This is a genomic window from Acinetobacter calcoaceticus ANC 3811, from assembly GCF_000399665.1.
Lineage (GTDB): Bacteria > Pseudomonadota > Gammaproteobacteria > Pseudomonadales > Moraxellaceae > Acinetobacter > Acinetobacter calcoaceticus_B.
In genome coordinates this window covers 236,840-258,999 of the sequence record NZ_KB976986.1, presented here as the reverse complement: position 1 = coordinate 258,999, position 22,160 = coordinate 236,840, and the positions used below count along the sequence as shown (strand labels likewise).

At 38.2% G+C, this 22,160-nt stretch carries 17 protein-coding genes; 3 read left to right on the top strand and 14 right to left on the bottom strand.

Annotation, left to right across the window (positions count from 1 at the left end):
- Positions 1 to 28: 28 nt before the first annotated feature.
- From blp2 to F935_RS02390, 9 genes are all read right to left on the bottom strand, one after another.
- Positions 29 to 2,218 carry an Ig-like repeat protein Blp2 gene (gene blp2, locus F935_RS02430; RefSeq protein ID WP_016137449.1) on the bottom strand — a complete coding sequence of 730 codons (2,190 nt, stop codon included), beginning with the start codon at positions 2,216 to 2,218 and terminating at the stop codon, positions 29 to 31.
- A 245-nt stretch (positions 2,219 to 2,463) separates the two neighbouring features.
- Positions 2,464 to 3,081: a cytochrome b/b6 domain-containing protein gene (locus F935_RS02425; protein ID WP_016137448.1), complete on the bottom strand. Its 618-nt coding sequence runs from the start codon at positions 3,079 to 3,081 to the stop codon at positions 2,464 to 2,466.
- Positions 3,082 to 3,218: 137 nt separating this feature from the next.
- A complete protein-coding gene (gene sohB, locus F935_RS02420; protein WP_016137447.1) occupies positions 3,219 to 4,181 on the bottom strand; it encodes a protease SohB in 963 nt (320 codons plus the stop codon).
- Positions 4,182 to 4,329: 148 nt separating this feature from the next.
- Complete coding sequence (gene pstB / locus F935_RS02415; protein ID WP_016137446.1) at positions 4,330 to 5,232, bottom strand: phosphate ABC transporter ATP-binding protein PstB; 903 nt, start codon at positions 5,230 to 5,232, stop codon at positions 4,330 to 4,332.
- A gap of 13 nt (positions 5,233 to 5,245) precedes the next feature.
- On the bottom strand, positions 5,246 to 6,643 hold the full coding sequence (gene pstA, locus F935_RS02410; RefSeq protein WP_016137445.1) for a phosphate ABC transporter permease PstA: 1,398 nt from the start codon (positions 6,641 to 6,643) through the stop codon (positions 5,246 to 5,248).
- Complete coding sequence (pstC, locus tag F935_RS02405) at positions 6,640 to 8,019, bottom strand: phosphate ABC transporter permease subunit PstC (protein WP_016137444.1); 1,380 nt, start codon at positions 8,017 to 8,019, stop codon at positions 6,640 to 6,642. The genes pstA and pstC overlap by 4 nt, the downstream gene beginning before the upstream one ends.
- Before the next feature lie 100 nt (positions 8,020 to 8,119).
- Positions 8,120 to 9,151 carry a substrate-binding domain-containing protein gene (locus tag F935_RS02400; protein WP_016137443.1) on the bottom strand — a complete coding sequence of 344 codons (1,032 nt, stop codon included), beginning with the start codon at positions 9,149 to 9,151 and terminating at the stop codon, positions 8,120 to 8,122.
- A 476-nt stretch (positions 9,152 to 9,627) separates the two neighbouring features.
- Positions 9,628 to 11,007 (bottom strand): amino acid permease, encoded by a 1,380-nt coding sequence (locus F935_RS02395; protein WP_016137442.1) that lies wholly within the window; start codon positions 11,005 to 11,007, stop codon positions 9,628 to 9,630.
- 141 nt (positions 11,008 to 11,148) lie between these two features.
- Positions 11,149 to 12,870 carry an alpha-keto acid decarboxylase family protein gene (locus F935_RS02390; RefSeq protein WP_016137441.1) on the bottom strand — a complete coding sequence of 574 codons (1,722 nt, stop codon included), beginning with the start codon at positions 12,868 to 12,870 and terminating at the stop codon, positions 11,149 to 11,151.
- A gap of 134 nt (positions 12,871 to 13,004) precedes the next feature.
- On the opposite strand from F935_RS02390, the gene F935_RS02385 reads away from it, so the two are divergent.
- Entirely contained in the window at positions 13,005 to 13,490 is a 486-nt protein-coding gene (locus F935_RS02385) for an Lrp/AsnC family transcriptional regulator (RefSeq protein WP_016137440.1), read from the top strand.
- Positions 13,491 to 13,559: 69 nt separating this feature from the next.
- Here the strand turns inward: F935_RS02385 and F935_RS02380 are convergent, their stop codons facing one another.
- The 3 genes from F935_RS02380 to F935_RS02370 all read right to left on the bottom strand — a co-directional run bounded on the left by F935_RS02380 (position 13,560) and on the right by F935_RS02370 (position 18,185).
- A complete protein-coding gene (locus F935_RS02380; RefSeq protein ID WP_016137439.1) occupies positions 13,560 to 14,990 on the bottom strand; it encodes an aldehyde dehydrogenase family protein in 1,431 nt (476 codons plus the stop codon).
- Between the two features lie 286 nt (positions 14,991 to 15,276).
- The gene (locus tag F935_RS02375; RefSeq protein ID WP_016137438.1) at positions 15,277 to 16,809 is read right to left on the bottom strand and encodes a pyridoxal phosphate-dependent decarboxylase family protein; all 1,533 of its coding nucleotides are present in this window, start codon (positions 16,807 to 16,809) and stop codon (positions 15,277 to 15,279) included.
- A 2-nt stretch (positions 16,810 to 16,811) separates the two neighbouring features.
- Positions 16,812 to 18,185, bottom strand: a complete 1,374-nt coding sequence (locus tag F935_RS02370) for a diaminobutyrate--2-oxoglutarate transaminase (RefSeq protein ID WP_016137437.1) — start codon at positions 18,183 to 18,185, stop codon at positions 16,812 to 16,814.
- Between the two features lie 466 nt (positions 18,186 to 18,651).
- Here F935_RS02370 and F935_RS02365 point away from each other — a divergent pair, with 466 nt between their 5' ends.
- Entirely contained in the window at positions 18,652 to 19,353 is a 702-nt protein-coding gene (locus F935_RS02365) for an SIMPL domain-containing protein (protein WP_016137436.1), read from the top strand.
- Between the two features lie 43 nt (positions 19,354 to 19,396).
- Here F935_RS02365 and F935_RS02360 read toward each other — a convergent pair whose 3' ends face one another.
- Positions 19,397 to 20,296, bottom strand: a complete 900-nt coding sequence (locus F935_RS02360; RefSeq protein WP_016137435.1) for a LysR family transcriptional regulator — start codon at positions 20,294 to 20,296, stop codon at positions 19,397 to 19,399.
- A gap of 118 nt (positions 20,297 to 20,414) precedes the next feature.
- On the opposite strand from F935_RS02360, the gene F935_RS02355 reads away from it, so the two are divergent.
- Positions 20,415 to 20,990: an NAD(P)H-dependent oxidoreductase gene (locus F935_RS02355; RefSeq protein ID WP_016137434.1), complete on the top strand. Its 576-nt coding sequence runs from the start codon at positions 20,415 to 20,417 to the stop codon at positions 20,988 to 20,990.
- 64 nt (positions 20,991 to 21,054) lie between these two features.
- Here F935_RS02355 and F935_RS02350 read toward each other — a convergent pair whose 3' ends face one another.
- A complete protein-coding gene (locus F935_RS02350) occupies positions 21,055 to 22,149 on the bottom strand; it encodes a fatty acid desaturase family protein (protein ID WP_016137433.1) in 1,095 nt (364 codons plus the stop codon).
- Positions 22,150 to 22,160 lie beyond the last annotated feature (11 nt).

The window sequence follows — 22,160 nt, the reverse complement described above, 5'->3', positions numbered from 1 at the left end:
TCAATGAGCGCTTTTTTTTTAAGGTTTTTTAGACTACCGGATAAGTTTGATCTAACAAACTTGGTAAAGCTGAAGAAACCGTATTTGGTAGAAGTTGATCTAGGTGAGTGGTGACCTCACTAGCTGTATTATTTACGTCAATCTGCTCATTCACCACTGGTTTAGACTCTGTTGCAGATAAAATTTTTGCGATTGGGTCAGAAGCGTCAGTTGAAGAGCTTTTTAATAAATCATCTAACGGCACAGATTTTTGCTGCTGACTATTCGATTCATGGGTTGTGTTTTGCACTAGCTTTAATGTATTTAATCCAACACTATCCGCTACAGAAGGGACAACATCATTTATATCACTACTGACAATTTCACTCGTACTCGCCACTTTTGGTGCGACCACATAAAAGGTAAATGATGTACTCTCTTCACTGGGAAGACCTGCTGCATCTGTTTGAATTAAAGTAATTGTATGTTTCCCAACAGCTAAATCTTTATCAAGTGTAAATGACCATAGATTATTGGCACCTACCTGACCAACTTTAATAACCGAAATTACGACCCCATTATCATAGATAGTTAAGGTTGCATTAGGTTCAACTTTGACAGTAATTTTTGGAGTTGCATCATCAGTTTCTGAGTTAGGAGTAATTTGTTTTAAAGTAGTCCCATTATCATTATACACGCTATTAAATGTAGGTTTATCAGGAGGTGTTGTATCCTTTGTACCTGTTACCTCAAATGCTCCAGAACTATTACCTGCACTATCTATTGCAGTAACATTCGCTTTATTATTATCTGTTAAAGCAGGTGAAATAGTGATTGTAAATTTTCCATTTGCATCTGCCGTTCCCGTACCAATTACCTTAGTACCTATTGTTATTTGTATTTTCGCATTAGCTTCAGCAGTTCCCGTTACCGTTGTTCCATCTGCATTAATTTGAGCTGTAGGTTTATCCGGTGCAATAGTGTCGTAGCCAGATTTAATTTCTAAAGGCTTAGAGGTATTACCCGCTGCATCTTCAACAGTGATTGTCGCCTTTTGCGATTCTTTTAAGGCAGAAGAAAGCGTAATTTGAAATTCACCCTGTGCATTTGCCGTACCAGCTCCAATCACCTTACCATCAGCATCTTTTATCTGAACTTTTGCGTTCGCCTCAGCTATTCCTTCAACTACTGTTCCTTCTTTATTCACATCAACTAAAGGAACATCTGGAGCGAAAGTGTCCTTTCCAGCAATGATTTTAGTTGGCTCAGATTCATTTCCCGCTTTATCTACAGCTACAACTTTACCACCCGCATCACTCGTCAATGGCGGAGTAAATTTGTAAGAAAATTTCCCATCTGAATTTGCTTTTACAGTATCTATCAATTTGCCATTAGCATCATAAATGAAAACCTTTGCATCGGGTTCAGCCTTACCATCCAAGATCGAGCCATCTTCACTTAACTGGGCTTGTGGAGCATCTGGAGCAATAGTATCTTTTGGACCTGTAATAGAATAAGCACTAGACTCTTTACCTCCCCCATTTTGAGCTAAAACATTTAATTTATTTCCATCTGTCAAAGGCTTATCGAGCTTAATCGTAAAATTACCATTTGCATCGGCAGTACTAGAAGCAATCGTATTTCCATTCAAGTCTCTAATGTAGATTTTTGCATTAGCCTCTGCCTTACCAGTCACTGTAACAGCATCATCTGCAAGCTTTACTTCTGTTGGTTTCGCAGTGTTTGGGACATCAACAGGCGAATCATCTTTGTCATCTTTATCAAAAGCCCAAAGGTATAAACCTTCAGCGGCTAAAACTGCTAAGCCAGCTTTTAACACATTGCCCATCGAAAAAGTTGGGGAGTCATCAATCGCCATTGATGAAGCTGGTTGACTAGTGCTTGTATAGGCTAAATCTGTGACATGGTTTAGACCTTTATAATCTATAACCTTACCTTGTGCATCGAATTGTGCTTCAACAAACTTTCCGTGTTCAGTCGGAAAAACAAGTGAATGGTCTGTTGTATTTGTTGCTTCATTAAAGAAATTTTCTAAAACAAGAGTTTCTCCATTTTTTAAATGGATGATAAGACTTCCACCTTGCTTTTCCATTGATGCAATATCTTTTTGACTTACACCAATTTGAATGATTGCTGGTTGGTTTAAAACCACTTTATTGAGCTGACCATCTTGCAGAACGTCCAAACCCTCTTTGGATGCCACAATTATTCTTGTCATTATTTCCTATCCTGAATTTCAGTTATATTTTTAAATGTCTAACTTTTTAAATGATTCATCTAAAAGCTATTTTATTGCTGTTTAAAATATCAAAACCATGTGTTTATCACAATTCAAAAAGGATATTTATCAATAATTATTTTTGACTTTTAATTAAAATATTTATTCCTCATAAAATTTATATCAATCTGAAATATTACATATTCTAATATTTACTAAATTTCGCCTCTATTAGGGCCATCATTTTACATTCGTAAGTAAAAAAAGCTAAAAGTACCTATTAGAATCAAAAGACATAAAGTGGCAAATTTAGTTATTTTCGCATCTGATAGGGTGATTTTTAGCATGCTCCAGCCCTGAAAACGTTTTGCGAAAATGCTATTTAGAATAAGAGTTGAAACATGCAACAAAACCAAAGCTAAAAACAAGTTTGCAAAAAATTCATGTAAGTCTTTCAAAGAAAAATTAACATGCTCAGTCGCATACCCTAGCCCCACCACAATTGGAATCACGAGAAATATAAGTACAATTGAAATTTGAAAGAGTGCAATGCTGATTGAATGAATTGAATTTTTAGAAAAAATCGTCTTAAATTTTGCATGGCTTAAAGATTTTTTGATCGCACTTATTGCCACACTACTTCTCTTTTTAATGCCAAACGGTGTTGTAGTTGAAATACGTGGACTCAAAAAGTGCCAGATCACTCGCACGGTAATACTCATAAGAAGTATGTACCCAAACATCATGTGGACTTGGTGTAGATCTTCATTGTCTCCAGTAAAGTAAGCACCAATAAAACCAAGCATAATAATGATATGTAAAATGCGTATCAAAATATCAATGTGCGACCATGTTTTTGACATTACAAAAACTCAGAAGTGAAAAGTTAACTATAACTTTTACAATTGAAACTTAAACAAATATTAATCAATTTTTTCTCATTATTCACATAAAAAAAGAGCACCTATGTAGGCACTCTCTATTTCAAAATTTAGCTTAATTAAAATCTAGTATCGCGTATTTGAACTAAGGTTGAATTGGCTTTGGCCAAGCTATCTACAACTTTATTCATTACAGCGGGAATCAAGCTATCTGCCATTTGTGCCGCTTGCAAACCTAACTTTTCACCCAAGGTTGCTTTCTTACGTGTGTTAATTACATAGACATCATGTTGTGGTAATAAAGCTAATAGATATTCATCAGATGTTTGTAATTTATCAACAAGGTTCAGATTAAGCGCATCTTCACCATACCAATGTTCACCTGTAGCAACTTTATCAACATTAAGTTGTGGTCGATACTTTTCAACAAAGTGTTTAAATAACACATGAGTTTGTTGAAGCTCTTCTTCGAACTTTGCTTTACCTTCAGGAGTGTTTTCACCAAACATGGTCACAGTACGCTTATACTGCCCTGCTGTGTAAAGCTCAAAATCCACATTGTGTTGTTTTAAAAGACGATTAAAATTTGGAACCTGAGCAACTACACCAATTGACCCCACAATAGCAAATGGCGCTGTAATAATTTCATTTGCGATACATGCCATCATGTAGCCGCCACTTGCTGCTACTTTGTCTACACAAATCGTCAGATGGAAACCTGCATCGCGTAAGCGTACCAATTGAGCTGCTGCTAGACCATAACCATGTACCATGCCACCAGGGCTTTCAAGGCGAACCACAACACGGTCACGACCTGCTTTAGCAGTTGCTAAAATGAGGGTAATTTCTTCTCGTATGTTTTCAACTGCTGAAGCTTGAATATCACCCTTAAAATCTAAAACAAAGATTTTCTGGTTATTCTTACGGCGAATTTTAGCTTCTTTAGCAAGTTGTTGAGCCAATTGTAAAAGTTCTAAACGGCTTGCAGTTGTTTGTGCAATTTTTTTTCTCTGTTCATTTACACGTGCATTTAAATGACTAACACGTATTTCTGCAGGGAGTTTAGGCAAATGGAATAACATAAAATTCTAAGCTCATAAGTTATCTTTTATAGCCTTAAGATGTGGTCCTTTTGACTAAAATTCAATAGCGTTTTTGCAAAATAGATTCATTTTCATTTATAAAATAAAAAAAAAGAGCACATGGCTCTTTTTTTGTATGGATGACTAGTTAACCGAATCGTCCAGTAATATAGGCTTCCGTCAACTGATGGTCTGGTTGAGTAAAGACTTTTTCAGTTGAGTTGACTTCAATCAAATCACCTAAATGGAAATAAGCAGTACGATCAGACACACGTGCCGCTTGTTGCATTGAGTGAGTCACAATCACAATTGTATATTGATTCGACAATTCAGAAATCAATTCTTCAATTTTTGCTGTTGCGATTGGGTCAAGCGCAGAACATGGCTCATCCATTAAAATCACTTCAGGACTTACTGCAATGGTACGTGCAATACATAAACGTTGTTGCTGACCACCTGATAAACCAGTACCCGGTTGATTCAAACGATCTTTCACTTCGTCCCATAGACCCGCTTTACGCAAGCTATTTTCAACAATTTCTTCAAGATCATATTTATTACGCGCCAGACCATGAAGTTTAGGGCCATATGCCACGTTATCAAAAATAGTTTTAGGGAACGGATTTGGCTTTTGGAATACCATACCAACCTGAGCACGTAATAATACGACATCAAGGTTCGGATCATAAATATTGTGGTTATCGAGTGTAATCTTACCTGTCACACGGCAACCATCAATGGTGTCATTCATGCGGTTTATCGTACGAAGAAAGGTCGATTTACCACAACCAGACGGTCCAATAAAGGCAATCACTTCGTTTTGGTAAATATCGAGGTCAATACCCTTAATCGCTTCAAAATCACCATAATAAACATGGGCATCTTGTGCACTAATTTTGATTTCGGTTGAGTTCTGCTTTTTTGAAGTGTGTGGTTCAAAATGCGAAACATACGAAGTGCCATGATTCTGCGATTTATCTGTAAATTGAGATTGTTCAGTGTTCACTAACTTATCCTTTTCTAAGGAATTCGTAATATCAATAGTATTCATAATTTATCCTCTATTACCAACGCACTTCGAACTTTTTACGTAACCAAATTGCAAGACTGTTTAAACCAATCAATAGTGCAAGTAGTACGATAATCGCAGCGGCAGTACGGCCTTCGAAGAAGTTACGCAACTCATTACCTTGCCATAAGTAAACCTGGACAGGTAAAGCGGTTGATTGATCAAATGGAGTTGTTGGAATACTTGCAACGAATGCACTCATTCCAATTAAAAGTAAAGGCGCAGTTTCACCAAGCGCATGGGCAACACCAATAATCGAGCCAGTCATAATGCCCGGTAAAGCTAATGGTAAAACGTGGTGGAAAATGGTTTGAAACTTAGAAGCTCCCAAACCAAGTGCAGCTTGTCGAATAGAAGGTGGCACTGCTTTTAATGAAGCACGTGTCGTAATAATGACTGTTGGTAGCGTCATTAAACTTAAAACTAAACCACCAACAAACGGAGCAGATAAAGGTAAATGCATCCAGCCAATAAAAATTGCTGCACCGAGTAAACCAAACACAATTGAAGGAACAGCAGCAAGGTTATTGATGTTGACTTCAATAATGTCTGTAAGAATATTTTTTGGAGCAAATTCTTCAAGATAGATTGCGCTGGCAACACCAATTGGAATTGCAATAATGATCACAATCAGCATCATAAACAATGAACCCATGAATGCACCTGCAAGACCACTAATTGCTGGTGAACTACGAGAGTCCGGATTCTTAAACAAGTTCAAATTGAACGTGTTTTCAAGAACACCTTTTGCTTTTAAATCATCTGCAAGCTTACGAACTTCAGGTTCAAGTTGCTGCTGATCATCTGGCAATGAACGGTCAATATTACCTTTTAACCAGACATCGACATTGGCATCACCCAAGAAATTAATATTTTCTTTTTTACCAATGAGTGATGGGTCTGCAAAAACCATGTCACGTAAACGATAAGCCTCAGAACTTGCATAAAGACTACTTAAATGATCACGTTGACTAGCAAGTGCTGGGTCCTTAGCAATCATTCCATTTACGATAATACCGTCCCAATCCACCATACCCATTTTGGTTTGCCAGTCGATATAACGCTCTTGATAATGCGCAGGTGTTTCCCCCTGCCCACGAACAGGTAAAGGACCTGCATCAATCACCTTCGGATCGAAGTAAATTGGAACATTCATGCTTGTTTGCCAAAAAGCAGGTAAACCTTTTGCCAAAATACTGCTAAACAATAGCGCAACGAATGCAAGTCCAATTACGACTGCCGAGAAACCAGCATAACGAAAAGCTCTTTCTTTGCGGTGACGCTTAGCCAAAGATTTTTGGATGACCTGTTTACGTCGTTCACGTGATTCAGCAGCAGCTTTTGGATCAAATACGTTCTGATCCATAGGAGACGATGTATTTGATGTACTCATTCGTATTGCTCACGGTATTTACGCACAATGTACAGTGCAACAATGTTTAAACATAAGGTAATCACAAAGAGTGTTAGACCTAACGCGAATGCAACCAAAGCTTGTGGGCTGGCAAAGTCAGTATCACCAGTTAACTGTTTTACGATCGTAACGGTCACTGTCGAAACAGCTTCAAATGGATTTGCATGTAAAAGTGGGCTGTTGCCTGCTGCCAAAACTACAATCATGGTTTCCCCTACGGCACGAGAAACAGCTAATAAAAAGGCGCCCGTAATACCCGGTAACGCAGCAGGTAAAACAACTTGACGAATTGTTTCTGACTTCGTTGCTCCAAGTCCTAAAGAACCGTCACGTAGTGCACGAGGGACTTGGGTAATAATGTCGTCTGATAAAGAAGAAACAAACGGAATAATCATAATCCCCATCACGAAACCAGCAGTTAAAGCACTGGTCGCGTTAATTTCAAGACCAACGTAAGCACCAGCTGTCTTGAAAAATGGACCAATAATCATCATGGCAAAAACACCATAAACAATTGTTGGAATACCTGCTAAAACTTCAATCGCCGGTTTTGCCCATGAGCGTAAAGACGAAGACGCATATTCAGCTAAATAAATAGCAATCATTAATCCAATTGGTACGGCAACGAGTAAAGCAATGCCGCTGACCATGAGTGTGCCCCAAAGCAATGGCAATAAACCATAACTACCTTCAACATTACCCGAAGTACTAAAACCTGGGTTCCACTCTGTTCCGAAGAAGAAATCAAGCGGGCTTACAAAACGGAAGAAGTGCATTGCTTCGCCAAACATCGACATCACAATACCGATGGTTGTTAAAATCGCAACGCCAGAACATAAAATCAAAGCAACATTAATGGCACGTTCAACTTGGTTACGCGCACGATATTGTTGATTAATCTTTTTCTTTGCCCAAACTAAACCCAGTAAAGCTGCACAAACTACAACAGCAAATTTGGCAAAAGAGCCAATGGTTTGAAATTTTGCGAACTGTTGTGCAGCTGCTAATTCATAGGCTGCCGGTTTATCACTTACCCCAAAACCAGAAGCAATCGCTTGAACACGGTCAACCAATACACTTCTGCCGGCTTCATCAAGTGAAGCACTTATAGACGCGGGAATATTATTAAAAATAATATGATTTAAAATACTTGGTTCAACCAAGCTCCAAATGATCAAAATTAAAAAAGCAGGGATACCGCACCAAAGACCAACCAGTGCACCATAATAACCAGGACGAGAATGTAACATCGCCGAGTTGCTTCCCTTACCTGCTAGGCTACGGCTCTTTCTTAGCCCAAGTTGATATGCGATTGCCACAAGGGCTAACAACACACCGATAAGTAGCAGATTCATGTACTCTCCACTGTTTTCTCAATTGTCATAATTTGGAAAAAACAAGTTAGACAAAAAGGCTGATGAACTCTCAAGATCACCAGCCCCTATTCAAACTAACTTATTTAACAGTTTTACCCGCTTTAAAGTCAGCCAATACTTTTGCACGTTCAGCATCAGACATTGCGATTAAGCCATCACGTTCAGCTTTAGAACCTTTACCTGTTGCTTTTTTGCTTACGAAATATTCTACATATTGCGGTAAGCCTTTAACTGATTTTAAATGTTCGCCTTTCACGTAGAAGAACAATGGACGAGATACAGGATATGTACCGTTCAATACTGTTTTCTCAGATGGAAGAACGTTGTTTACTGTAGCTACACGCAACTTGTCACGGTTCATATCATAGAAACTTAAACCAAACACGCCTACTGCACTTGGAGAAGTCTTTAAGCGAGCCAATGTTTCTGTGTAGTCACCAGCAATTTCAATTACACGACCGTCTTTACGGAAAGTCGAACATGCTTTCTTCTGAGCATCTTTATCTAGGCTCTTGAAGTATTCATATGATTCACAACCAGCATCAACCATTTTTTCTTGGAAAACTTCACGAGTACCGTGGTTAGATGCAGGAATTACAAGAGTAATTGGTTCGTTTGGAAGTGATTTATCAATCTGGTTCCAGTTTGTATATGGGTTTGGAACCAACTTACCTTTTGAAGGTAACTGTGCAGCTAACGCAGCAAACACATGGTAAGGTTTTAATTTATAAGCTGCTTTATGTGAGTTAGACGCAAATACGATACCGTCGTAACCAATTTTGATTTCTTGAATTTGTTTTACACCAGCTTTGTTACAAGCTTCAATTTCAGTGCTTTTAATTTTACGAGAAGCGTTAGCAACGTCGATTGTGTTATCGCCAACGCCTTGACAGAATTGTTTCAAACCAGCAGAAGAACCGCCAGAACCAACTACAGGAGTTTTAAATTGAGGGAATGTATTACCAAACTCTTCAGCTACAACGCTGGCAAATGGTAGTACAGTTGAAGAACCAGCAATTTGAATCGTATCACGAGCTGCATTTGCAGTCGTTGCTACAGCTGCCCCAGTTACTGCTAACGCAATTGCGATTTGACGTGTATTTAAGCGCATTCTGTTCTCTCTCATTAATGCAATAGGTTGTACGTCACTTTTTGTTGAGTGCTTGTACGCTCTTCGATAGCTGCATTGTGAATAGAAAATATGACAATTAAGTTACAGTATGATGACGCTTTAATGATTTCGATATTGTTAATTGTCACATTATTATTTTTTATCTATTATCAAATATTTAATTCAACTCGAGTGGGTATTTTACCCTGTATATTAGTCTCTATTATGACATCAATTAAAAATACAGATTTTAAGTATTTATAAAATATAAAACTCAAATATATTATAAATATTTTAAAAATCGATTATTTAACTCTGTTTTTACTTTTAATACTAAAAATAATTTTATTACTAAAACTCTTATTAAATAGGCTAAAAAATAATAATTTCTTTGTAACATGAAAATAATATGACAAAAGATAAAGGGCTACCTACTTAAAGTAAGGTAACCGCAATATCGTTGTAAATTTAGTGAACTAATTCGATTGTACTTCTGGCATCGCTACCATTTTTTTACGATACTTTAAGAAATACATCAGTGCCAAAACAACAAGCCAGATTGGGCCTAAAATCACAGCCAATCTCATATCTGGCGTCATTGCCATGATAATAAGAATGAAGCATACAAAGCTAATGGTTAAGTAATTACTCCATGGGCTAAGAATACTTTGAAACTTGGTTTGACGTTTTTGCAATTTCATTGCTTTAGTAAATTTCAAATGAGTTACTGAAATCATAAGCCAGTTAATAACAAGTGCCGCCACAACAAGCATCATAAAGAGCTGAAAAGCTTGACCAGGAATCAGGTAATTTACAACCACACATATTGCTGTGATTGATGCAGAAAGAACTGCGGCTGGAACTGGAATACCACGGCTGTTTACTTTTTTCAAAATTGCTGGAGCATTACCCTGCTCTGCTAAACCATGCAACATACGACTATTACAATAGATACAGCTGTTATAAACCGAAATAGCAGCAATTAAGACTACAAAGTTTAAAACGTTCGCAACACCATTACTGTTTAATGACTGGAAAATCATTACAAATGGACTACCACCTTCTGCAACCATATTCCATGGGTAAAGACATAGTAAGATCCCAATTGCACCGATGTAAAAAATTAAAATACGATAAACAATCTGGTTCACTGCTTTTGGAATAGTGGTTTCAGGTTTTTTAGTTTCAGCCGCAGCAATACCAATTAACTCTAAGCCACCAAATGCAAACATAATAACGGCTAAAGCCATGACAAAACCGTGAATCCCGTGCGGGAAGAAACCACCGTGCTGCCATAAATTTGCAATTCCTGCTTGCGGACCAGCAGACCCTGTAAATAAAAGATAAGTACCGAAACCAATCATGCTTAAAATTGCAACAATCTTAATGCAGGAAAATAGGAATTCGGATTCCCCAAAAAAGCGGACATTCACCAAGTTAATGCCGTTAATTAAAATAAAGAAAAATAAAGCAGTCATCCAAGTGGGAATTTCAGGCCACCAGAACTGAATGAAGGTTCCAATTGCACTGAGTTCAGCCATGCTTACTAGTACATATAACACCCAATAGTTCCAGCCCGACATAAAACCAGCCATTTTCCCCCAATACTTATTAGCAAAATAACTAAATGAACCACTTACGGGTTCTTCAACAACCATTTCACCTAAATGACGCATAATTAAGAAAGCAATAATTCCGGCAATTGCATATCCTAATAAAATTGAAGGACCTGCCAGTTTAATCGTTTGAGAAAGACCTAAGAATAACCCCGTTCCGATCGCACCTCCGAGCGCGATGAGTTGAATATGCCGATTGGATAAGCCTTGTTTTAACTCGTGCTTATTGTTTGCATCCATAACGTTATCTCCAATGTTGGTGTCACTTCCTGTACACCTTTATTCAGCACCATATCCGAAGATCAGAAACCGACCTTCGGACATAAGTTTGCTTTAATATGAGTCCATTTAATTTTTAAGAAGACTTGTCCTATCTTCTATTTAAAACGAGCTTGCATCCTTACATTTAATAGGCTGGGAACGCTCCTTTAAAATTTCATAGCCACGATCACCATAGTCAAAACGCGCGATGACTGAAGCAAATTTTTTCAAACTCACTGGCGCATCCATTGCCGGTAGTTTTAATTCAATAAAAGTTAGCTGATCATTTAAATGAACATTATCTAAAACACTTCTAAGCTGTCCGGCAGTTTCTACCACATAGGTGGTATGGCCTTTTTTACCGTTAAATACCGCAGGAATTTCAGTATATTTCCAGTTTTGCACGTCGTTATAAGCTGCATTTTCACCCATAATTAAGCGCTCAATGGTATAACCACCATTGTTAAGCAAGAAAATGATTGGTTTTAAACCATGACGGATAATCGTAGAAAGCTCTTGTACCGTAAGCTGGAAAGAACCATCACCAATAAAGAGAATTTGACGGCGTTCAGGAGCTGCCAGCAAACTACCAAGTAAAGCCGGTAAGGTATAACCGATTGAACCCCAAAGCGGCTGAGCAATATATTTAGCTGTAGCAGGAAGTTTTAAACCAGACAAAGCTGAGTTTGAAGTTCCAACTTCACCAATAATCACATCGTCTTCTTTTAAGAAACCTGCAATGTAGTTCCAAAGTACATCTTGGCTTAGCTTTTGTTGGGCTGGAGCTTCAACTACTTTCTGTGGTTGTTTCTCAAGAAGAGGCATTGACGATTTACGTGGCGCAACTTTTTTATTTAGCTCAACAAGTAACTGTCCAATTTCAATGCCCGGAAAATCCTGACCAAAAATATTTAAGCCATAAGATTTAATTTCAATATAGTTTTTAGTTGCAATTTGATGAGTAAATACAGCTGAACCGACATCTGTAAAACGTGCGCCAATACCAATTAGGCAATCAGACTGTTCAATTATATTTTTTACGTGTGGTTGGCTTGCCCCACCAACATAGGTACCGATATAACGAGGTGAGCCTTCATCCATAATATTTTTTGCAGTATTCATACCGGCAAATGGAATTGAGCACTTTTGAGATAAATCATTTAAAAGCGAAGTCACGCCAAAAACTGAAGCTTCATTGTCAATAAGAAGCGCTGGGCTTTTTGCATTGTTCAAAATGTCGCAAAGTTTATTAACTACGCTGTGTAGTAAATCTGGCTCAACCGCTGGATAACTTAAATCTAGTGGGCGCTCAGACACTTCAATTTTAACGTGAGTAATATCTCCTGCTAGCTGGATGTGCACAGGGCGACGTTCAAGGAAACACTGACGTAATACACGGTCAATTTCAAAGGCTGCATTTGCAGGAGTTAAACGAGTTTGGGCAACCGTGAACTCTTTCATACAGTTCATAATATTATCGTAGTTGCCATCAACAAGCGTATGGTGAATTAAAGTGCCCTTTTGAACTGCATGTAAAGGCGGAATACCAGAGATATGAACAAGAGGTACATTTTCTGCATATGCACCTGCAATGCCGTTAATCGCGCTTAAATCACCTACACCATAAGTGGTCGCCAAGGCAGAAAAACCGTTAATTCGTGCATAACCATCTGCTGCATAGGCAGCATTTAATTCATTACAATTTCCAATAAATTCGAGTTCTGGATCTGCTTCAACTTGTTCTAGATACGAGAGGTTAAAATCACCAGGTACACCAAAGAGATGTTGGATACCCATTTGTTTTAAACGAAGATTTAAAAAGTCACCGATTTCTATGAACATTGCTCTATATCCTTTGAGACCAATTTTTATTCCATAGAAAAATAATATTTCATCTACCTTTTAGATTTCGTGCATAATGAAAACGCATTTCAATAAAAATACATGATTTGTGTATCATAAAAGGATTTTATGCAATGGATAAGTTCGACTGGCAAATCATTCAGGCATTACAAAAGAATGGACGGCTCACCAATCAGGAAGTTGGAGATTTAATCGGTTTATCTGCTTCCCAATGTTCTCGAAGAAGACAGCTACTTGAGCAAAAAGGCATAATTTTAGGTTACACGGCCCGCATCCAGCAGCAAGCGCTAGGACTGGAAGTCACGGCAATGATTCACATTAATTTAAGAACACACGAAGCAAAATCGCAGCAGTCTTTTCAAGAGTTAATTGAAGCGGAAGATAACATTCAAGATGCTTTTTCAATTAGTGGCGATGCGGATTTTATTTTAAAAGTCGTTGCTGAAAACTTAGAACAGCTTTCTCAATTTGTGACCGAAAGATTGCTTTCTTATAATTTTATTGGTCACATAAAGTCTTACATTGTTCTAAAAAAAATTAAAGAACAGAATCATTTTTTAATCAAACCTAAAAGTCACGGCTACCATCACACGACTTAAGCAAATTAGTATTTAATAAGATAATTTAAAATAAAAAGGCGGATACTAGATCCGCCTTAAAATTAATATTTAGACTTTACTGATATGGACTGTTTGCCCAATCGTATTTTCAAGTAAACCTTCTAAACCAAACTCAGCACCTAAGCCTGACATTTTCCAGCCACCAAAAGGTGCATGAGGCAGAACTTCCGCATGTGTATTGATCCAAACAGTACCGCATTGAAGCTGAGTCGCATAAGTTTGAGCAGCTTTAATATCAGAAGACCAGATTGAACCACCTAAACCAAATTCACTGTCATTAGCGCGAGCAATTGCATCATTGATATCGGTATATTTTAAGACAGGTAACACAGGACCAAATTGTTCTTCTTGGACCACACGACAAGAGTCAGACACTTCAGTCAAAATGGTAGGTGCAATAAAGTAGCCTTGCTCTGGTAATTGTTGTTGCCCAGAAAGTGCTTTTGCACCTTGCTCAATAGCTTCAGCAATAAGAGTTTTCACTTTATTATATTGCATTTGGTTTTGTACCGGACCAAATGTTGTAGAAGATTCCATTCCATCACCCACAACTTGAGCATTGGCAATGTCAGCTAACTTTTGAGATAAAGCCTCATATTGACTTTCATGTACATATAAACGTTTTAACGCTGCACATGTTTGGCCTGCATTTAAGAACGCCATATTAAAAATCTTAGCAGCAATTTCATCGATATTTGCATCTGGTAATACAATACCCGCGTCATTACCGCCAAGCTCTAAAGTTAAATGTTTTAACTGTTGAGCTGCACCAGCCATAATGTGCTGACCAGTTCGAGTTGAACCCGTAAACACCACTTTTTGTACATCTGGATGAGAAGATAATGCTTCGCCAATCTCACCAGCACCCACCACAATTGAAATAACGCCGGCTGGAACTTCTTGCTGAATGATTTCACATAAACGCAAAGTTGATAGTGGTGTGTATTCAGAAGGTTTGCTAATGACAACGTTACCCGCGCGCAATGCAGGCATGATATGCCAAACCGCAATCATAAGCGGCCAGTTCCAAGGGGTAATTGAAGCCACCACACCTAATGGCTGGCGATGACGCTCAATACGCTTGGTTTCACTGTCTTCAATCACTTCAACAGGTAAATCCATAGCGGCTGCATAGCGAGTCCAACCAATTGCTCCCTGCACTTCCATTTGCGCAAGTGCAAGTGGCTTACCTTGCTCAAGCACAACTAACTCTGCAAGCATTTCTGCGTGCTTTTCAATACCATCCGCAATCTTGTTTAAAATCGATTTACGTTCATCGTGTGAAACTTGTTGCCAAGCTTTAGATGCTTGTTTAGCAGCGCTCACCGCTTGATTTACTTGCTCAACCGATGCTTTTGCGCAACGCGCGGCAGTTAGACCTGTAGCAGGGTTAATAACTTCTAGTTCACCCTGTTCACCTGAACAAGATTGACCGTTAATAATCAGTTTAAATTCATTAAGCACATTAACTTGTTGCATTTCTTCTTCCTTGTCTTAATTGTAATTACAGCCACTTACTTTTTTCAGTTAAAACGGGATTATTTAAAGTAAGTACGATATTGATATATCAATGTGACCAAAAATATTGGGGACATACCAATACAATAAGAAATTTGCATAAGATAGATCATGCATAATTATTTTTGTTTTTAAAAAATATGCATGGTTTGTGCATATTTTTATTTACTCATACACATTTTGAATAAAAAGAATCTGTAATAAAAAAGCCCAGCAAGAAACTGGGCTTTTTTTGTTATCAACTCAATTAGTCGATTGGTGGTACATAGTTACCAGAAGCAATTGCATCTTTAATGCGATCAGCTTCAGCCAATACTTGACCTAAAAGGTTTTTAACGTTTTCAAATGTCACAACAGGGCTTAATGTTGTCATTTTCAATGACTGTACATTACCAACTTTTGTTACACCGATATTTGCTTCACCACGTGCAAACAATTCGTCCGCTACGTTTTGGTTTAAGCTATCGATTAACTCAACTGGATAACCTTGTGGAACAACACGGAATAATACTGAAGCAAATTGTGGTTCAACTAAAAGCTCTAAACCTGTCGTTGCCTTGATGTAATCTGCAACTTCACGAGTAAGTTTTACACCATGGTCGATCATTGAACCGTAGAGGTTTTCACCAAGTGATTCAATTGTCATCCACAATTTCAATGCATCAAAACGACGAGTCGTTTGTAATGACTTAGAAACAAGGTTTGGTACACCGTGTTCTTCATCATAAGCAGAGTTCAAGTATTCAGCTTCGTAGTGCATAAAACGATAGTTCGCTTCGTCTTTTAACAAGAACGCGCCACAGCTAATGCTTTGGAAATAATGCTTATGGAAGTCGAGGGTAATTGAGTCAGACAACTCAATACCATCAAGCATTGCACGATAGTCATTTGACAGAATTAATGCACCGCCCCATGCCGCATCGATATGCATCCATGAACCATATTTGGTTGTGATTTCACGAATTTTCTTCAATGGATCAATTGCACCAGCATCAGTTGTACCTGCTGTCGCAACGACACAAGCAACTACTTTGCCTTCTGATTGCAAATGCGCCATCGTTTTTTCGAGAGCATCTACATCCATCTGTGCATTTTCATTCACAGGAACAGTCACAACAGACTGGAAGCCCATGCCCATCATTGCCATGTTCTTTTGCACAGAGAAATGCGCATTTTCAGAACAAATAACTTTGACGTTTTTCATTGCTTCAGCTGGAATACCATCACGCTGTACAGACCACGGCTTACCGTTTTCGTCTTTCCAGTTTTTCGAAATGCACCAGTCACGAGCAAGTAATACACCCATTAAATTAGATTGAGTACCGCCAGAGGTGAACACACCTGCCTGACCAGAACCATAACCAACTTTTTGGCGCAACCAATCAATGAGCTGAACTTCCATTAATGAACCGGCTGGGCTTTGATCCCATGAGTCCATAGACTGGTTAGTTGCATTGATTAACACTTCCGCAATCTGGCTCATCACCATGGTTGGGCAGTGTAAATGTGCTAATGAATGTGGATGATGTACTTTTAAGCTTTTATTTAAGAAAAGCTCAATCATACGTTGAAGTGATTCTTGTACACCCATACCTTCTTTTGAAGGTTGGAAAGAAATTGCTGAACGCAATTCTTTAATGCTACCGCCTGTGTACATCTTTTCATTTTGCAACCATGCTGAAACGGCTTTTACCGCTTCGCCCATTGCTGACTCATAGTCAGCAATGGATTGTGCATCATTGCAGAGTAACGCTTTACGATGTTCTGCAAAATCCACCATATTTATGCGCCTCGTACTGCAACCAATGCTTCTGCAATTGCTTTCTTAAAGCGAGCAATTACCTCAACACACTCTTCTTGAGTGATGATAAGCGGACAAAGTAAACGAATTACAGTGCCGTTACGACCACCTTTTTCAAGCAATAATTTATTGTTGAAGCAAGCAGTTTGAATTGCAGCAGCTAATTGAGAGTCTGCAGGAAGTGAACCGATACGGTCAGCTTGTTTACGCTCGTCAACAATCTCAACACCGATCATCAAACCGCGACCACGTACGTTACCGATACATGGGAATTCTTGAGCTAATTTTTTAAATTCAGCTTGTAGATAATCACCACGTTCTTGCGCATTTTGAGCAAGATTTTGTTCAGTAATCGTTTTTAATACGACAAGGCCTGTACCCATAGCAAGTTGGTTACCACGGAAAGTACCCGTGTGACCTGCAGGTTGCCAAGCATCAAATTTACGTTTAATACCTAATACTGCAAGTGGTAAACCACCACCTACGGCTTTAGACATTACAACAACATCAGGTTCAATACCTGCATGTTCAAATGCAAACATTTTGCCTGAACGTGCAAAGCCAGCTTGAACTTCGTCTAAAATTAAAACGATGTTGTGCTTTTCAGTCACTTCACGGATTTTTTGCAACCATTTTACTGGAGCTGTAACTACGCCGCCTTCACCTTGAATCGCTTCAAGAATAACAGCAGCCGGTTTTGTTACACCGCTTTCAACATCTTCGATAAAGTTTTCAAAGAAGTAAGTTAAAGCGTCAACACCAGCTTCACCACCCAAACCAAGTGGGCAGCGGTATTCATGCGGATATGGCATGAATTGTACGCCTGGCATTAAACCGTTAACTGCATTTTTTGCACTTAAGTTACCAGTCATAGCAAGTGCACCATGGGTCATACCATGGTAACCGCCAGAGAAACTGATCACTGAACTACGGCCAGTGTAAGTCTTAGCAAGTTTAATTGCTGCTTCAGTTGCGTCTGCACCAGCAGGACCACAGAACTGCAAGCAATATTCTTCTTTACCACCAGGTAAATATGCTAACAATGCTTCAGTGAATGCATCTTTTAAAGGTGTGGTTAAGTCTAAAGTATGCAATGGCAAACCACTTGCCAACGTATCTTGAATACTTTGAATCACCGCAGGATGATTATGACCTAAAGCCAATGTACCTGCCCCAGCTAAACAATCAAGGTACTCTGTACCTTCAACATCAGTAACCCAGCATCCTTGTGCTTTCGCTATCGCTAACGGTAATTTACGTGGATAGCTACGAACATTTGATTCCATTTGACTTTGGCGAGTCAAATAATATTCGTTAGTAGCATTAGTGGCAGGGTTAACGGAAGTAACGCTCATATCGGATTACCATCTCTGATAGGGGTAGAAAGAAATAAGTCTGGTGACTTTTGGTCCTTTGACTCGGTGCTTTATAGAACTAGTAAAGACACTTATTTTATATCTTGTAACTAGGAGCGCGATGATACCTAATTTTACAAGAAAAAAAACGTCTTTTATGTACTTTACTCATCTAATCTTATTGAAAAAATGTATCATCCCAATAGTTAAGATGAATTATGATCATACTATGTGACAACCTAAAGAAAATATTCTTTTTTTATATTACTTTGATTTTTTAAGTTACATTGACATACTTTATTTTTAAGCCTTTATTTTTAAAAGATTTTATATTTACCAAAATTTAAAAAAACTGATCTAAATATTACAAATACGCCACAAAATCTGCAAAAGTTATGCATAACTTATGTTTAACATTTCTTAATGAAAAAAATTAAATTTATATTAATTTTTAAAGGAAAAAATTATGCGTACTTTAGCTGTTTCAACCCTTCTTTTAGGTTCTCTCCTTAGCCCTTTGGTTTTCGCTCAGGATGATAATGCTTTGAACTATAATATTGTGAATGTACAAGCTGAAGCTTCTCGTCAAGTTTCTAATGATGAAATGCACGCAACTTTATATATTGAAAAAAGTAACAAGCAACCAGCTGAACTTTCAAATCAGATTAATCAATTGATGAATCAGGCACTTGCTGTTTCTCGTAAATATCCGCAAGTAAAAGTGGAAACTGGCGCTCAAAGCACTTACCCAATTTACGATAACGACAGTAACAAGCTAAAAGAATGGCGTGGCCGTGCTGAAATTCGTCTTGAAAGTAAAGACTTTAAAGCTGCAAGCCAGTTAGTCAATGAATTGCAACAAAGCTTCCAAACTCAATCAATTAATTTTACAGTTTCAGATGAGCAACGTAAAAAAGTTGAAAATGATTTGATGGTCGAAGCGTCTAAAAACTTTCAACAACGTGCTCAAATGTTGACTCAAGCATGGAATAAAAGCCAATACACGCTCGTTAACTTAAACTTAAATACTAGCAACTATTTCCCTCAGCCTGTAATGCGTGCCAGCATGGCTAAGTTTGCTATGGCCGAAGCTGCACCAGCTCAAGATATGGCAGCTGGTGAGTCTAAAATTACTGTGAATGCAAACGGTTCAATTCAGTTTAAATAAATTACCTTTTCCGGCCCAAGCACGTAACTGCTTGGGCTTTTTATTAACTAACGTCCCCATCTAAATACTCTGCAAACGCTTGAGCCAAATAATCAAAAAGCGCTCTGATTTTTGGAATTTGTCTAAAGTCTTCATGAATGACCAGCCATAGATCATATCGATGAATATCTAGGTCTGGAAGCAGTTGAACAAGCTCTGAGCATTGATTTGCTATAGGGCACTGAATAAAACCTACCCCCAAAGCAGCTTTAACTGCTGAGAATTGAGCAGGATGACTATCGGTCCGTATTTTGAATTGTTCATTTTTTATTTCAGGTAGAAAAACCCTCATCATTTCTCTTTCAAGAAGATTACGGTCGGGTCCTATCAGATCATGCTGACTTAAATCTGCTAGACAGATGGGAGAACCTTTACGCTGTATATAATCTCGATGTGCATATAGACCCAATGGCACCTCACCAACCTTTTTTGCTACAAGCGCTTCCTGAACAGGAGGATACATCCTGATTGCCAGATCAACTTCTTGCTCTAGTAAGTTGGCAGAAGCATTGTTTAAAGATATTTCGATATTAACTTCCGGGTAAAGTGAACGGAATTTTGAGAGCATTTGAGGCAAAACAAGCGTGCCTAGGAACTCCGATACACTCACTCGTACACTACCTGCAATTAGATTTAGAGGGGCACTTGCTGTACGCATAAAATGGTCAGAAGCACGTTGCATAGCCCGAACTGGCAGTTCAAGAGCTAGAGCATGCTCTGTCGGTTTCAAGCCATGAACAGAACGGCTAAACAAAACAGTTCCCAACTGATTTTCAAGTTGTTCTATACGTGTTCGAACAGTAGGTTGGGTAACGCCTAATTTACGAGCGGCTGCCGAGAAACTCCCCTCTTCTAAAACCACTAAAAAGAATTTCTGATCATCCCAAGAAGACTGTTTGTTCATCAAAATTCTTTCATCTGCTCAATTAATTTAGTCAATTTTATTATAGGTCTGCTTTTTTTATGATGTGAATATTGTTTATGCATGTGATTAATCATCATAGAAATTAAGGAGACATACTATGAATAAGCCCCTTTTACTGGTCTTTCATTCCAATTTAAATCAGTCCAAGGTTAATCGTGCTTTGGTTGAAGCATTAAAGCTTCGAAACCAACTCGATATTTTTGATATTCAAGAGTTATATAACGGATCTCTAGATATAATGAAAGACGGTGCAATTGAAGCCCAACGTCTAATCTCTGCTTCACACATCATTTTCCAGTTCCCTATCTATTGGTATTCAGTTCCTCCGATTTTCAAAACTTGGATGGATACGGTTTTAACGCGGATGTTTTATCTTTTTTATGAGCAGGAAGGTCAGGTTATTGAAGGTAAATCACTTTACCTACATGTTACGGTTGGCAATTTAGATTCGGCATATCAAAAACAAGGACAAAATGGCTTCACCCTAGATGAGCTGATGGCACCTTTGAAAGCTACTGCACGCCGATGCGGATTAAGCTGGCACACACCTCATGTTGTTTTTAATGCAAATCAATTAGATGAAAATGATATTGAAAAAGAAATTTCATTATCTTTAAAGCAGTTTGAACGATGGGGTATATTAAATAATGCTCCTCTTACTTCTTCATGCTAGTGCTAACCATAAAAAAACGCACTACTGAAAAATCAGTAGTGCGTTTCGAGGTTAAAGTAATATCTTATTTTTTAAATGGTAAAGCATATTTCAAAATACGACCTACAACCTGACCAAACTGTTTAGTCAAACTTGCGTTGTTATAGTTCAAACCATATTTTTTACATACAGCTTCAACTTTTGGAGCCATTTGGCGATAACGGCGCGCAGGAACATCAGGATATAAATGATGCTCAATCTGATGGCTCAAATGTCCACTTAAAATATGTAATGCTTCTGAACCTTTTAAGTTTGAAGAACCACGAATCTGGCGCATGTACCAGTGACCACGGCTTTCATCCTGTAAAACAGACTTTGGAAATACTTCTGCATCTTTAGTAAAGTGACCACAGAAAATAATCGTAAACGTCCATATATTACGAAGACCATTCGCAACCAAATTTCCAGTAAATACAGGTAATGCTGCTGGCCCTGCAATTAATGGGAAAAAAACGTAATCTTTGAAAAGCTGGGTACCAATCTTTTTATTAACAGGTTTTAATTCTTCCACGAATTTTGCCATGCTCTTACGCTTATAAAGAACGCGACCAATTTCAAGGTTCTGAATAGCTACGCCCCATTGGAACAATAAGCAAAATGGAATGCTATAAACCGGTTGAAACAAGAAACCTGGTTTCCAGCGTTGCTCTGGGAATAAGCGAAGTAAACCATAACCAATATCATCATCGATACCTTTAATGTTGGTATATGTGTGATGTTTATAGTTATGAGTTTGGCGCCAGTTATCAGAAGTACCGACAGTGTCCCATTCGTAAGTTTGACCATTAAATTTAGGATCGTTCATCCAGTCGTATTGGCCATGCATAACGTTATGACCAAGTTCCATGTTTTCCATAATTTTAGAAAAGCCTAATAGACCTGTTCCTAAAACCCAAGCTGGTGGGAACCAACCTGCAAATAAACATGCTCGGCCTAAAAAGCTACTGTAGCGAACTGCTGCATAGACACGGCGGATATATTTAGCATCTTTCTCACCCAAATCATCCAATACTTCTTGTTTGATCTGATCAAGCTCTTTTGCAAATGCGTCAAGTTCTGCTGGAGTCAAATCTCGATTTTTAGGATTTTTAAAATATTCGACTTTCACTGGCATATTCATAAAAGTTCTCT